Annotated in this window: 9 protein-coding genes; 6 read left to right on the top strand and 3 right to left on the bottom strand. The window is 72.8% G+C overall.

Annotated features, from left to right (window positions below; genetic code table 11):
- Positions 1 to 146 precede the first annotated feature (146 nt).
- Positions 147 to 2,282: a transglycosylase domain-containing protein gene (locus ACY34I_RS11490; protein WP_462754677.1), complete on the bottom strand. Its 2,136-nt coding sequence runs from the start codon at positions 2,280 to 2,282 to the stop codon at positions 147 to 149.
- Positions 2,283 to 2,415: 133 nt separating this feature from the next.
- On the opposite strand from ACY34I_RS11490, the gene cobC reads away from it, so the two are divergent.
- The 3 genes from cobC (at position 2,416) to cobA (ending at position 6,042) form a co-directional block, all read left to right on the top strand.
- Positions 2,416 to 3,516: an Rv2231c family pyridoxal phosphate-dependent protein CobC gene (cobC, locus tag ACY34I_RS11485; protein ID WP_462754676.1), complete on the top strand. Its 1,101-nt coding sequence runs from the start codon at positions 2,416 to 2,418 to the stop codon at positions 3,514 to 3,516.
- On the top strand, positions 3,516 to 4,703 hold the full coding sequence (locus tag ACY34I_RS11480) for a nicotinate-nucleotide--dimethylbenzimidazole phosphoribosyltransferase (protein ID WP_462754674.1): 1,188 nt from the start codon (positions 3,516 to 3,518) through the stop codon (positions 4,701 to 4,703). The genes cobC and ACY34I_RS11480 overlap by 1 nt, the downstream gene beginning before the upstream one ends.
- A gap of 100 nt (positions 4,704 to 4,803) precedes the next feature.
- Positions 4,804 to 6,042 (top strand): uroporphyrinogen-III C-methyltransferase, encoded by a 1,239-nt coding sequence (cobA, locus tag ACY34I_RS11475; protein ID WP_462754859.1) that lies wholly within the window; start codon positions 4,804 to 4,806, stop codon positions 6,040 to 6,042.
- Positions 6,043 to 6,221: 179 nt separating this feature from the next.
- On the opposite strand, the gene otsB is transcribed toward cobA, so the two are convergent.
- Both otsB and ACY34I_RS11465 read right to left on the bottom strand, forming a co-directional pair.
- Complete coding sequence (gene otsB / locus ACY34I_RS11470; protein WP_462754858.1) at positions 6,222 to 8,783, bottom strand: trehalose-phosphatase; 2,562 nt, start codon at positions 8,781 to 8,783, stop codon at positions 6,222 to 6,224.
- Between the two features lie 32 nt (positions 8,784 to 8,815).
- Positions 8,816 to 10,216, bottom strand: a complete 1,401-nt coding sequence (locus tag ACY34I_RS11465; protein WP_148797060.1) for an alpha,alpha-trehalose-phosphate synthase (UDP-forming) — start codon at positions 10,214 to 10,216, stop codon at positions 8,816 to 8,818.
- Positions 10,217 to 10,534: 318 nt separating this feature from the next.
- On the opposite strand from ACY34I_RS11465, the gene ettA reads away from it, so the two are divergent.
- The 3 genes from ettA to ACY34I_RS11450 are packed head-to-tail and all read left to right on the top strand — an operon-like array spanning position 10,535 to position 13,306.
- Positions 10,535 to 12,211, top strand: coding sequence for an energy-dependent translational throttle protein EttA (gene ettA / locus ACY34I_RS11460; RefSeq protein WP_462754672.1), 1,677 nt, complete (start codon positions 10,535 to 10,537; stop codon positions 12,209 to 12,211).
- On the top strand, positions 12,204 to 12,647 hold the full coding sequence (locus tag ACY34I_RS11455; protein WP_462754670.1) for an acyl-CoA thioesterase: 444 nt from the start codon (positions 12,204 to 12,206) through the stop codon (positions 12,645 to 12,647). Before ettA ends, ACY34I_RS11455 begins: the two co-directional genes overlap by 8 nt.
- Positions 12,644 to 13,306: a hypothetical protein gene (locus tag ACY34I_RS11450; protein ID WP_462754668.1), complete on the top strand. Its 663-nt coding sequence runs from the start codon at positions 12,644 to 12,646 to the stop codon at positions 13,304 to 13,306. The genes ACY34I_RS11455 and ACY34I_RS11450 overlap by 4 nt, the downstream gene beginning before the upstream one ends.
- Positions 13,307 to 13,362: the final 56 nt, after the last annotated feature.

Here is a 13,362-nt window from a genome sequence, read left to right as displayed (position 1 = left end):
CAAGAGGTCCGCGTCAGGATCCGCAGGTCCTGGACGCAAACCTCTTGATCAACTACCCGGGCGCACCCCCGGGCGGTCCGGCCGACGGCTCCGGGTCGGGGCGCGGCTCCAGACGTGCCGAGCCGGAGCCGTCGTAGGGTCGACGGTCAGCCGACGATCTGGTCGGACGGTGGGGTGAACTGGTGGGTGGGCTGGCCCTTGAGCGCGTCGCGCAGGGTGGTCGCCACCGCGTCGACGGGCACCTGGGAGAGCCCGTCACCCACCGCGTTGAACGGGTTGTCCGGGTCGGCGATGAAGCTCGCCGCGGCCAGCTCCGGGGTGTAGCCGACGAACCAGGCGGACCGGGTGCTGTCGGTGGTACCCGTCTTGCCGGCGACCGGGCGGCCGACCGTGCCCCGGACGCTGTCGGCCGTGGACCAGCCGCCGCAGCCGCCCTTGGCCGGGGTGTCACCGGTCGGACAGCGGGCGGCGTCGGTGGCGGCCCGGGCCGCGTCCGCGCTGACCACCTGCCGGCAGCGCGGCTTGGCGACCTCCCGCTCCACCCCGCCGGCGGTCTTGTACATGGCCGGCGTGCCGTCGCGGTTGAAGATCGCGTTGACCGGGATCGCCTCGCAGTACCGGCCGTCCGCGGCCACCGCGGCGTACGCGTTCGCCATCTCCAGCGGGGTGGCGTCGGAGACGCCCAGGGTGAACGCGCCCCACTTGTTCGCCTTGTCCGGCGAGGCGTGGTCGCGGTCCACGTCGGTACGCCAGCGCAGCCCGAGCTGCTCGGCTAGGCGCACCCCCTTCTCCGCGCCGACCTTCTCCTCCAACTGGACGAAGAAGGTGTTCACCGACTTGCCGAAGCCGGACCACATGGTCTGCACGCCGGTCATCGCGCCGCTGGCGTTGACCGGGGCCCACCCGTCGTAGATGGCCGACTGGTACTTGAACGGCGAGTTGATGGTGTCGGAGAGCTTCGTCCCGGAGTTGAGCGCGGCGAGCATCGTGAACATCTTGAACGTCGATCCGGCCTGGTAGCCGGGGAGCGTGCCCCCGCCGAGCAGCGGCGCCACGGTGTTCGGATAGTTCGCCTTGACGTTCGGGCCGGCCTCCGGGTTGGAGCTGTTCGGGTTCTCGCTGAGGTCGAGCGAGTAGGTGCGGTTCACCGCCATAGCCTTGATCCGTCCGGTGCCCGGCTCGGCGACCACGATGCCGTTGGCGTACGGGCTGCCGGTGCCGTCCTTCGCGCCCACGTTCTTCTCCGCCGCCTCCTGGATCTTCGGGTCGAGGGCGAGCACGATCCGGTAGCCGCCCCGGCGCAGCTTGTCCATCCGTTCCAGCCGGTTGTTGCCGAACGCGGGCTGCGAGCTCCACCAGTTCTTCAGGTAGTCGCAGTAGAAGCCCCAGGTCGCCCGGTACTTCTCGAGGAGCGCGGCGCAGTCGTTCGGCGGGTTGGTCAGCCGCAGCCGGATCGGTTCGGCCTTGGCCCGGGCGACGGCGTCGGGCGACAGGTAGCCGAGTCGCGACATGTTGTCGAGCACGTAGTTGCGCCGGCCGGTGGCGTCCTTCTGGTCGGAGGTGATCGGGTCGTACTCCGACGGGGACTTCACCAGACCGGCCAGGGTGGCCGCCTCGGCCGGGGTGAGCGTGGCCGGGGTCTTGGAGAAGAAGATCTGCGCGGCCGCGTAGATCCCGTACGCCCGGTGGCCGAAGTAGGCCGAGTTGAGGTACCGCTCCATGATCTGTTCTTTGCTGAGGTGCTTCTCGATGTCCAGCGCCATGCGCATTTCCTTGACCTTGCGCAGGCTGGTCTGCTGGGTGGCTTCCTGGACCTCCTTCGGGGTCTTGGCGCTGTCCCGCAGGGCCATCCGGACGTACTGCATGGTGAGGGTCGAGGCGCCCTGGGAGACGCCACCGGAGCGGGAGTTGGCGACGAAGGCGCGGGCCACGCCCTTCGGGTCGACGCCGTGGTGCTGGTAGAAGCGGTTGTCCTCGGCGGCGACGATCGCCTGCTGCACGTTCGGCGAGATGTCCTGGATCTTGGTGTACTGCCGGTACTCCTCGTAGAACATCGTCAGCACGGTCTTGCCGTCCGGCGCGTAGAGGTACGAGGTCTCGGCGGGTAGCGCGGTCTTGAGGATGTTGGTCTTCTGCTCCACTGCGTGTGCGGTGGCCTTGGCGCCGATGCCGGTGAGGGCGGCGAGCGGGAACGCCGCGGCGGCGATCACGAGGCCGGCGATCAGCCCGGCGCGGAGGAGGAGAACGGCACGACCAGCGGAGGCACGGGGTCGGTTGCTCACGAGGTCAAGCTATGACATTTCCGATTCGGAAATGAGAAAAATTCATAAACGGGCGAGTGGGTCGCGCGGTGGTGACGCGGCCCACGCCGGGATCCGCTGTCCCGGGCGACGGCTTCCCGGCAGGATCGCGGACATGCGTGCTCAGCTGACCGGAACGCCGGCCGCCGGTCCGGGAGCGGACCCGCGGGACGAGCCCGACCTCGGGCACCACGGGGACGCCGAGGTGGCCCCCGGGCTGGTCGACCTGGCCGTCAACGTCCGCCGCGCCCCGATGCCCGACTGGCTGGCCGACCCGGTGGTCGCGGCGCTGGGCGAGCTGGCCGCGTACCCCGACCCCGGTCCGGCCCGGGCCGCCGTCGCCGCCCGGCACGGGCGTACCCCGGAGGAGGTACTGCTCACCGCCGGCGCGGCGGAGGGCTTCGTGCTGATCGCCCGGGCGTTGCGCGACGCCCGGCGACCGGTCGTGGTGCACCCGCAGTTCACCGAGCCGGAGGCCGCGCTGCGGGCCGCCGGGCACGCCGTCGAGCGGGTGCTGCTCGACCCGGCCGACGACTTCCGGCTCGACCCGGCCCGGGTGCCCGCCGACGCCGACCTGGTGCTGCTCGGCAACCCCACCAACCCGACCTCGGTGCTGCACCCCGCCGCGCAGCTCGCCGCGTTGGCCCGCCCCGGCCGGGTGCTCGTGGTCGACGAGGCGTTCGCCGACACCACCCTGGCTCCCGGCGTGGCCGGCGAGCCCGAGTCCCTGGCGGCCCGCCGCGACCTGCCCGGCCTCGTCGTGGTCCGCAGCCTCACCAAGACCTGGGGGCTGGCCGGCCTGCGGGTCGGCTACCTGCTCGGCGAGCCGGCGCTGCTGGCCCGGTTCGCCGCCGCCCAGCCGCTGTGGGCGGTCTCCACCCCGGCGCTCGCCGCCGCCACCGCCTGCGCGTCCCCGGCCGCCGTCGCGGCCGAGCGCGCCATTGCCGCCGGGCTCGCCGCCGACCGCGAGCACCTCGTGGCCCGCCTGTCCGGCCTGCCCGGGGTACGCGTCGCGGGCCGCCCGGCCAGCGCGTTCGTCCTGATCCACCGGCCCGGCGCCGCCGCGGTGCGGGAGCGGCTGCGGGAGCGTGGCTGGGCGGTACGCCGGGGTGACACCTTCCCCGGGCTCGGCCCGGACTGGCTGCGGATCGCGGTGCGCGATCCGGCGACGACCGACGCGTTCACCGATGTGCTGGCGGAGATCCTGGAGGAATGATGCTGGAGTCCACCGTGGCGGCGATCCGGCCGCTCGACGAGACCGCCATGGCGGCGGCCCGCGAGCTGCAGGGCCGGCTGACCAAGCCCGCCGGCTCGCTGGGCGCCCTGGAGCCCCTCTCCGTACGCCTCGCCGGGCTGGCCGGCACCTGCCCGCCGCCGCTGCCCGAGCCGGCCGCGGTGGCCATCTTCGCCGGTGACCACGGCGTGCACGCCCAGGGCGTGACCCCGTGGCCGCAGGAGGTCACCGCGCAGATGATCGGCAACTTCCTGGCCGGCGGCGCGGTGGTCAACGCGTTCGCCCGGCAGGCCGGCGCCTCGGTCACCGTGGTCGACGTCGGCGTGGCCACCCCACTCCCGGTCGACCCGGCGGCCGACGGCTCCAGGTCGCAGCGCGGCGTCAGACCGGCCTTCATTCGGTCCGGAGCGCCGTCTAGCGGCGCGGAGGCCGAATTATGGCCGCCAGCCGAGCTGGAGTTGTCGCAGGGCACCGACCCGGCCGGACCCCGGCTGGTCGCGGCGAGCGTCCGCCCCGGCACCCGGGACATGACGGTGACCGCCGCGCTCACCCGGGACGAGGCGCGGGCGGCGGTGGAGACCGGCATCCGGGTCGCCGGGGAACTCGTCGACGCCGGGGCGGGCATCCTGCTGACCGGCGACATGGGCATCGGCAACACCACCCCGGCCGCCGCGCTGGTCGCCGCGTTCACCGGGGCCGACCCGGCCGAGGTGACCGGGCGGGGCACTGGAGTGGACGACGGGACGTACGCGCGGAAGGTCGCCGTGGTGCGGGCCGCGCTCGACCGGCACGCGCCGGACCCGGTCGACCCGCTCGGTGTGCTGGCCGCGGTCGGCGGGCTGGAGCACGCCGCGCTGGCGGGGCTGATCCTGGGCGCCGCCGCGCGCCGGGTGCCGGTGCTGCTGGACGGGGTGATCGCGGTCAGCGCCGCGCTGGCCGCCGCCGCGTTCGCGCCGGACGCGGTCGGGGCGATGGTCGCCGGGCACCGCTCCGCCGAGCCGGGCGCCACGGCGGCCCTGCGGCAGCTCGGCCTCGACCCGCTGATCGACCTCGGGCTCCGGCTCGGTGAGGGCACCGGCGCGCTGCTCGCGCTCCCCGTGGTGACCGGCGCGGTCCGGGTGCTGCACGAGGTGGCCACCTTCGACTCGGCGGGCGTGGCCGAGAAGTGAGCGAGCGGAGCGAGCGAACCATTCGGCTCAGCAGCGTGGCGCCTCGCGCCGCCGCCGAGCGGAGCGAGGTGGCGGCGTGAGCGAGCGGAGCGAGCGAACCATTCGGCTCAGCAGCGGCAACCCGTATCCCCTCGGGCTCCGGCTGGCCGGCCGCCGGGTCGTCGTGGTGGGTGGGGGCGCGGTGGCCACCCGACGGGTGCCCGCGCTGCTCGACGCCGGCGCGGACGTGCTGCTGGTCGCGCCGGAACTCACCCCGGCGCTGCGGGCGCACGCCGACGCGGGCCGGCTGCACTGGGAGCCGCGCCGTTTTGTCCCCGCCGACCTGGACGGCGCCTGGCTGGTCCAGGTGGCCGTCGACGACCCGGCCGCCGCGGCCGCGGTCAGCGCCGTCGCCGCCGAGCGCCGGATCTTCTGCGTACGCGCCGACGACCGGGCGGCGGCCACCGCGTGGACTCCCGCGGTCACCCGGCACGGCCCGGTCACGGTGGCCGTGCTCGGCGGCGGTGACCCCCGCCGTGCGATGACCGTCCGCGACGCCGTCCGCGACCTGCTGGCTGCACGGCAGAGCCCCCTCCTGACGTCCCCGGCGGCGGAGGGGCCCCCGGTTGACACCGCTGGGCGGGTGGCGCTGGTCGGCGCGGGGCCGGGCGACCCGGAGCTGATCACCGTGAAGGGCTGGCGGCTGCTCACCGAAGCAGACGTGGTGGTCGCCGACCGGCTGGTGCCCGGGCTGCTCCTCGACGAGCTGCGCTCCGACGTCGAGCTGGTGGACGCCTCGAAGATCCCGTACGGGCCGTCCCGCGCGCAGGAGGAGATCAACCGGATCCTGGTGGACCGGGCCCGGGCCGGGAAGTTCGTGGTCCGGCTCAAGGGCGGCGACCCGTACGTCTTCGGCCGGGGCGGGGAGGAGCTGCTGGCCTGCGCCGAGGCGGGCGTGCCGGTGACCGTGGTGCCCGGGGTGACCAGCGCGATCGCCGTGCCCGCGGTGGGCGGTGTCCCGGTCACCCACCGGGCGGTGGCGCACGAGTTCACCGTGGTCTCCGGGCACGTGGCACCCGACTCGCCGGCCTCGTTGGTCCGTTGGGAGGCCCTGGCCGGCCTGCGCGGCACCCTGGTGGTCCTGATGGGCCTGAAGAACCTTCCCGCGATCAGCGCGACCCTGGTGGCCCACGGCCGCCCGGCCGACACCCCGGTGGCCGTGGTCCAGGAAGGCACCACCGCCGCGCAGCGCACCCTCCGCTCGACGCTCGGCGCGGTGGCGGCCGACGTGGTCGAGGCAGGCATCCACCCACCCGCCATCGTCGTCATCGGCGACGTGGTGGGGGCGCTCGACGTCTGACCTCGGCTCGTCGTCGGGGTTTCCGGGGAGCCCGCTCGCTCCGGGCGGTCAGGCTTGATCCTTCCGCGGGGCGGGCTCCCCGGAAACCCGGTCGTGGGTGGGGTCGGTCCGTCGGTGTGCGGGAGCAGTGAAGAGGCGGCCGGAGACTTCGTCTCCGGCCGCCGGTGGTGCTGGTCAGGTCACTGCTTGAGCATGTTGTCGAGCAGCAGGGCGCAGCGGATCAGGCCGAGATGGCTGTACGCCTGCGGGTGGTTGCCCAGGCCGCGCTCGGCGAGCGGGTCGTACTGCTCCGGGAGCAGCCCGGTCGGACCCGCCGTGTCGATCATCTGGACGAACAGCTCCTCCGCGTCGATGCGCCGGCCGGTGCGCAGGTACGCCTCGACCAGCCACGCCGTGCAGATGTGGAAGCCGCCCTCCCGGCCGGGCAGGCCGTCGTCCCAGTGGTACCGGTAGACGACCGGGCCGCTCCGCAGGTCCGCCTCGATCTTGAGCACGGTGGAGAGGAAGCGCGGGTCGTCGCCCGGGAGCAGCCCGGACAGGCCGATCCATAGCGACGAGGCGTCCATGTCCTCGTGCCCGTACGCGACGCTGTACGCCTCGGCCACCTCGTGCCAGCCGTACTCCAGCACGTTGGCGGCGATCCGGTCGCGCAGCTCCACCCACTCCGGCCGGTCCTCGTGGCCGTGCTGCCGGACCACGTGCAGCGCCCGGTCGACGGTCATCCAGCACATGACCTTCGAGAAGATGTGGTGCCGCGGGGGGAGGCGGGCCTCCCAGATGCCGTGGTCGGGCTCGTGCCAGCGGCGGCGGACCGCCTCGACCATGTTGTCCAGCACCCGCCACTCGTCCTCACGGACCGAGCCCCGCGCGTCCGCGACCGCCGCGATCAGGTCGGCGATCGGGCCGAAGACGTCGAGCTGCAGCTGGTGGTTGGCCAGGTTGCCGACCCGGACCGGCCGGGAGCCGGCGTACCCGGGCAGGGTGTCGATGACCGCCTCGGCGCCCAGCTCGTACCCGTCGACGGTGTAGAGCGGGTGCAGCCGCTCCGGGTGCCCGCCGGTGCGCTCGACCACGCCGTCGATCCAGCGCAGCAGCGCCTCCGCCTCCTCGGTCGAGCCGAGGTCGACCAGTGCCCGGGCCGTCATCGACGCGTCCCGCAGCCAGCAGTAGCGGTAGTCCCAGTTCCGGACGCCGCCCAGCTCCTCGGGGAGCGAGGTGGTCGCCGCGGCGAGGATCGACCCGCTGGGCTCGTGGCAGAGCGCGCGCAGGGTGAGCGCGCTGCGGGCGACCAGGTCCCGGGCGGTGTTGGGCAGCCGCAGCCCGGCCACCCAGTCCTTCCAGGGCTGCTCGGCGGCGGCCTGCCGCTCGTGGATCGGCACCGTGTGGTGCTCCAGGCTCTGGGTGCCGAAGCGCAGCTCCAGCACGACCTGCCCGCCGAGGGCGGAGAGGTCGACCACGGCCTTCGCGCTCTCGTTCACCCCGTCGCTGGTGACGTCCCACGTCACGCCGGGGGAGTAGAGCGCGATCGGCTCGTTGGAACCGAGCACCAGCAGGCCGTCGTCGATCGGCTGCAACTGCACCGCCACCTGGCCGAACTCGGGCCGGGGGGCGAAGTCCACCCGGGCCCGCCCGGTGCCGGTGAGCACCCGGACCAGCGTCGAGTCGCCGCTGACGACGGCCGGGCCGTCCGGGGTGGTCTCCGTCGCCGGCACGTCCAGCCAGTCGGTGACGGTCAGCCCCGACCACCGGGTCTCCACGGTCATGGTGCCGCTGCGGTAGCGCTGACCGAGCGGGATGCCGCCGCGCTCCGGCGAGATGCTGAAGTGCCCGGCCGGGCTGCCGCCCACCAGGTCGGCGAAGATCGCCGCCGAGTCCGGCTTCGGGTGGCACAGCCAGGTGATCTTGGCGTCCGGGGTGAGCAGCGCGACCGTGCGGCCGTTGGCCAGCATCGAGTGCCGCTCGATCGGCACCGCGCGCTCGCCGAAGAGCCAGTGCCGGCGGGTCTCCAGCAGCAGGCCCAGCGCCCGGGCCGCCTCGATCGGCTCGGCCACCCGGTAGTCGGCCTGGGTGTCGCCGGGGCCGATCTTGATGCCGACGTCCGGGCCGTGCAGATTGCCGAAGGCGTTCTCGTCGGTGACGTCGTCGCCGATGAAGAGCACCGCGCTCGCCGCGAGCTGGGTGCGGAGCTGGTCGACGGCGGTGCCCTTGTGGGTGGCCACCACCGACAGCTCGATGACCTCCTTGCCCTGGGTGACGGTCACCTCGTCCCAGGTGGCCGGGCCGCTGCGGACCGCCTCGACGGCCGAGGCGGCCACCTGCGGGTCCACCCCGCGGGTGTGCACCGCGACGCTGGCCGGCTTGCGCTCCAGCCGTACGCCCGGGTGCTCGGCGGCGATCTGGCGCAGCGCGTCCCGCAGCCGGGTGCGCACCGCGATCAGCTCGGGGGAGAGCCGTTCGACGAAGCCGATGTCGAACTCCGAGCCGTGACTGCCGACCAGGTGCACCTCACTGGGCAGCCGGGAGAGCGTGGCCAGGTCGCGCAGCGCGCGCCCGGAGACCACCGCGACGGTGGTCTGCGGCAGCGAGGCGAGCGCGCGGACCGCGGCCACCGACTCGGGCAGCGGCACGGCCTTGCTCGGGTCGTCGACGATCGGGGCCAAGGTGCCGTCGTAGTCGCAGGCGACCAGGAGCTGCGGCACCCGGGCGATCCGGCCGATGGCGGCACGCAGCTCGGGATCCATCACCCCGGCCGGGGCGGTGGTGGTGGGGAAGTTCACGCCGCCTCCGCATCGGGCACGCCGAGTTCGGTCAGGAACGACTTGGCCCAGTGGCCCACGTCGTGGGTGCGCAGATGGCGCTGCATTATCCGCATCCGGCGGCGGGCCTCGGGTTTCTCGACGTGCACGGCGCGCAGCAGCGCGTCCTTGACCGCGTCGGGGTCGTGGGGGTTACACAGGAACGCCTGGCGCAGCTCGGTCGCGGCGCCGGCGAACTCACTGAGCACGAGCGCGCCGCCCTGGTCGGCGCGCGATGCGACGTACTCCTTGGCCACCAGATTCATTCCGTCTCGCAGCGGGGTCACCATCATCACGTCTGCCGCGACGTACATCGCGGCAAGTTCGGAGCGACTGTACGACTGATGCAGATAATGCACCGCCGGTAGGCCGACCCGTCCGAATTCACCGTTAATCCTGCCCACCTCGCGCTCGACCTTCACTCGAAGCGCCTGGTAGTGCTCCACGCGCTCCCGGCTCGGGGTGGCGACCTGCACCATGACCGCGTCGGGAACTGTCAACTTCCCGTCAGCCAGGAGTTCGCGGAAGGCCTTGAGCCGCAGCTCGATGCCCTTGGTGTAGTCCAGCCGGTCGACGCCCAGGACGATCGTCCTCGGGTTGCCCAGCTCCTCGCGGATCTGCTTGGCGCGGGCCTGGATCGCCGGGTCCTCGGCCAGCCGCTCCATCTCCCGGGTGTCGATGGAGATCGGGAAGGCGCCGGCCTTCACCTGCCGGCCGTCGACCTGGATCATCTGCCCCTCGTAGCGCAGGCCGAGCAGGTGCCGGGCGAGCCGGACGAAGTTCTGCGCGGCCAGCCGCTGCTGGAAGCCGACCAGGTCGGCGCCGAGCAGGCCGCGCAGGACCTCGGTCCGGAACGGCATCTGCATGAACAGCTCGATCGGCGGGAACGGGATGTGCAGGAAGAACCCGATCCGCAGGTCCGGCCGCAGCTCCCGGAGCATCGCCGGGACCAGTTGGAGCTGGTAGTCCTGCACCCAGACCGTCGCGCCCTCGGCCGCGACCTCCGCCGCGGCCTCCGCGAACCGGGCGTTGACCAGCCGGTACGTCTCCCGCCAGCGGCGCTTGTAGACCGGGGTCTCCACCGCGTCGTGGTAGAGCGGCCAGATCGTCGCGTTGGACTGGCCCTCGTAGTAGCGCTCCAGCTCCTCGGCGCTCAAGGGCACCGGGTGCAGCCGGATGCCCTCCAGATCGAACGGCTCCGGCGCGGCCCCGGTGCCGCCCGCCCAACCGACCCAGGTGCCCTGGTGGTCGGCGAGGACCGGATGCAGCGCGGTGACCAGCCCCCCGGGGCTCCGTCGCCACTGCCGTCCTTCGGGTGTGCTCACCTCGTCGACCGGCAGTCGGTTCGCCACTACGACAAAGGAGCTACGGACGGTCACGATCGGCCACCTCCGGGTGCTGACGGGTCCACCGCGATGAGCGTACTGAGCGTAGCTGCGGCTTCTGTTCCCCCGTGCCGGAGTCACCTACCCGTCCCACGCCCGCAGAATCCCTTTACGTGATCTTGCCAACATCGGTCACCGATCGGGGCCCGCCGCGTACCTCCCCGGCGGGGTGATGTGGGCGGACCGGGCCGTACCTGTCAGGATTGAGGGCGGCGTGCGCGTGGCCGGCTCCCGGCCGGCGGCGGCGGGCGGAGTTTCCGGCCCGCGCCCGTGCCCGCGACCCAGACGCAATCGACGGAGGTAGCCCGCACCGTGGCCCAGTTCATCTACGTCCTGGAAAAGGCGCGCAAGGCGCACGGCGACAAGGTCGTGCTCGACAACGTGACGCTGAACTTCCTGCCGGGGGCCAAGATCGGTGTGGTCGGTCCGAACGGCGCCGGTAAGTCCAGCCTCCTCAAGATCATGGCAGGCTGGGACCAGCCGAGCAACGGCGAGGCTCGGCTGATGCCCGGCTACACCGTCGGCATGCTGGCGCAGGAACCGCCGCTGAACGACACCAAGACCGTCCTCGGCAACATCGAGGAGGCGGTCGCCGAGACCAAGGCCAAGCTGGAGCGGTTCAACAAGATCGCCGAGCAGATGGCCACCGACTACTCCGACGAACTGATGGAGGAGATGGGCCGGCTCCAGGAGGAGCTGGACCACGCCGACGCCTGGGACATCGACTCCAAGCTCGAGCTGGCGATGGACGCGCTGCGCTGCCCGCCGCCGGACGCCGACGTCACCCAGCTCTCCGGTGGTGAGCGCCGCCGGGTGGCGCTGTGCAAGCTGCTGCTGGAGGCGCCGGACCTGCTGCTGCTCGACGAGCCCACCAACCACCTGGACGCGGAGAGCGTGCAGTGGCTGGAGCAGCACCTGGCCAAGTACGCCGGCACTGTGATCGCCATCACCCACGACCGGTACTTCCTCGACAACGTGGCCGGCTGGATCCTTGAGCTGGACCGGGGCCGGGCCATCGGCTACGAGGGCAACTACTCCACCTACCTGGAGAAGAAGGCCGCCCGGATGGCCGTCGAGGGGCGCCGCGACGCCAAGATGAAGAAGCGCCTCGACGACGAGTTGGAGTGGGTCCGCTCCAACGCGAAGGCCCGCCAGACCAAGTCCAAGGCCCGCCTCGACCGCTACGAGGAGATGGCCACCGCGGCGGAGCAGACCCGGAAGCTGGACTTCGAGGAGATCCAGATCCCGCCGGGCCCGCGCCTCGGCAGCACGGTCATCGAGGTCAACGACCTCACCAAGGCGTTCGGCGACCGGGTGCTGATCGACGGCCTCAGCTTCTCGCTGCCGCGCAACGGCATCGTCGGCGTGATCGGCCCGAACGGCGTCGGCAAGACCACCCTGTTCAAGACCATCGTCGGGCTGGAGGAGCCGACCACCGGCTCGGTCAAGGTCGGCGACACCGTCTCGCTGTCGTACGTCGACCAGAGCCGGGCGGGTCTGGCCGGCGACAAGACGGTCTGGGAGACGGTTTCCGACGGGCTGGACCACCTCCTGGTCGGCAAGGTCGAGATGCCGTCCCGGGCGTACATCGCCGCGTTCGGGTTCAAGGGGCCGGACCAGCAGAAGCCGACCAAGGTGCTCTCCGGCGGCGAGCGGAACCGGCTCAACCTGGCGCTGACCCTGAAGATCGGCGGCAACGTCATCCTGCTCGACGAGCCGACCAACGACTTGGACGTGGAGACCCTCGGCAGCCTGGAGAACGCGCTGCTGGAGTTCCCCGGCTGCGCCGTGGTCATCTCCCATGACCGGATGTTCCTGGACCGGGTCGCCACGCACATCCTGGCCTGGGAGGGTGACGACCAGAACCCGGCCAAGTGGTTCTGGTTCGAGGGCAACTTCGAGGCGTACGAGAAGAACAAGATCGACCGGCTCGGTGCCGAGGCCGCCCGTCCGCACCGGGTGACCTACCGCAAGCTCACCCGTGACTGACCGCTTCGTCTACCACTGCACGCTGCGCTGGTCCGACCTGGACGCGTACGGGCACGTCAACAATTCGCGCTTCCTCACGCTTTACGAGGAAGCGCGGGTGGCGATGATGTTCGCCGGCGGCCGGGCGTGGGGGGTGGGCTCGTTCGCCGACGGGGTGGTCATCCGCCGGCACGAGGTCGACTACCTGCGCCCGGTCGACTACGCGCTGGGTCGGGCCAGCGCGGAGGCCGCGCCGACGGTCCGGATCGAGCTCTGGGTGGAGGAGATCCGGGCCGCGTCGTTCACCGTCGCCTACGAGCTGTACGACGGCGAGGTGCTGGCCAGCCGAGCCCGCTCCGTGCTCGTCCCGTTCGACCTGGCGGCGCAGCGGCCCCGCCGGATCTCCCCGGACGAGCGGGCCTTCCTGCTCCGGTACGCGCCCGGGGTGGCCCCGTGAGCGGGGCGGGGCACGGGCTGGACGGGGTGGCCGACGCGGGGGCCTTCCTGGCCCGGCTGGTCCGGCTGGACCCGGCCGCCCTGGTCCGGCTCCGGCCGGTGTCCGGCGTCGGCCGTACGGCCCTCTGGGCCCGGTTGCCGTGGGGCGTCCTGGTGGTCCGGACGGTCACCGGGACGGCTCCGGGTGACGTCACCGTCGCGGCCGGGGAGTTGCTGGCCGAGTTGTCGTCCGGGGGCGCGGGGCTGCCCCGGCGCCGCGACGACGGCTGGCGTTGGCCGCTGCCGCCGCCGGCCAGCAGGGCGGTGGAGACCCTGCCCGCCGAGGACGTACGCCGGATCGCTGCCGCGGCGGCCGGGACGCTGCGCGAGGCGGCCACGCACGGCGTGGCGGGCCGCGCGGTGGGGCAGCGGGCGCTGCGGGACGCGTTGCTGGACCACGTCGCCGTGCTGGTGACCCCGGACGACCTGCCGGACGCGCCGGTCGAGGTGCCGCAGCGGTTGGTGCAGGGGTTGGTCCGGATGGGCTTCGTCGGCACCGGCGACGTCCAGGTACGTGTCGCCGGCCGTTGGGTCGGTCTGGTCGGACCGTACGGAGCTGCCTGGTCGCAGAAGGTGGCGGAGCTTAGCCTTACGCCCACCATCACTCATCCGAAAGTATGACCCCACCTCATCCTTCCGGTTTGGTGCGTCCGTTGGGGGGATGCCTCAGCCCGGCT

It is taken from the genome of Micromonospora sp. RTBAU3-60 (assembly GCF_054963695.1).
The sequence above is the reverse complement of the archived record's forward strand: the minus strand, read 5'-3'. Positions and strand labels throughout refer to the sequence as shown.

Excerpts from the sequence above, each read along its gene's own strand:
- cobC (WP_462754676.1), top strand. The coding sequence starts at position 2,416 with ATGCGTGCTCAGCTGACCGGAACGCCGGCCGCCGGTCCGGGAGCGGAC.
- ACY34I_RS11480 (WP_462754674.1), top strand. The coding sequence starts at position 3,516 with ATGCTGGAGTCCACCGTGGCGGCGATCCGGCCGCTCGACGAGACCGCC.
- otsB (WP_462754858.1), bottom strand. The coding sequence starts at position 8,783 with ATGGATCCCGAGCTGCGTGCCGCCATCGGCCGGATCGCCCGGGTGCCG.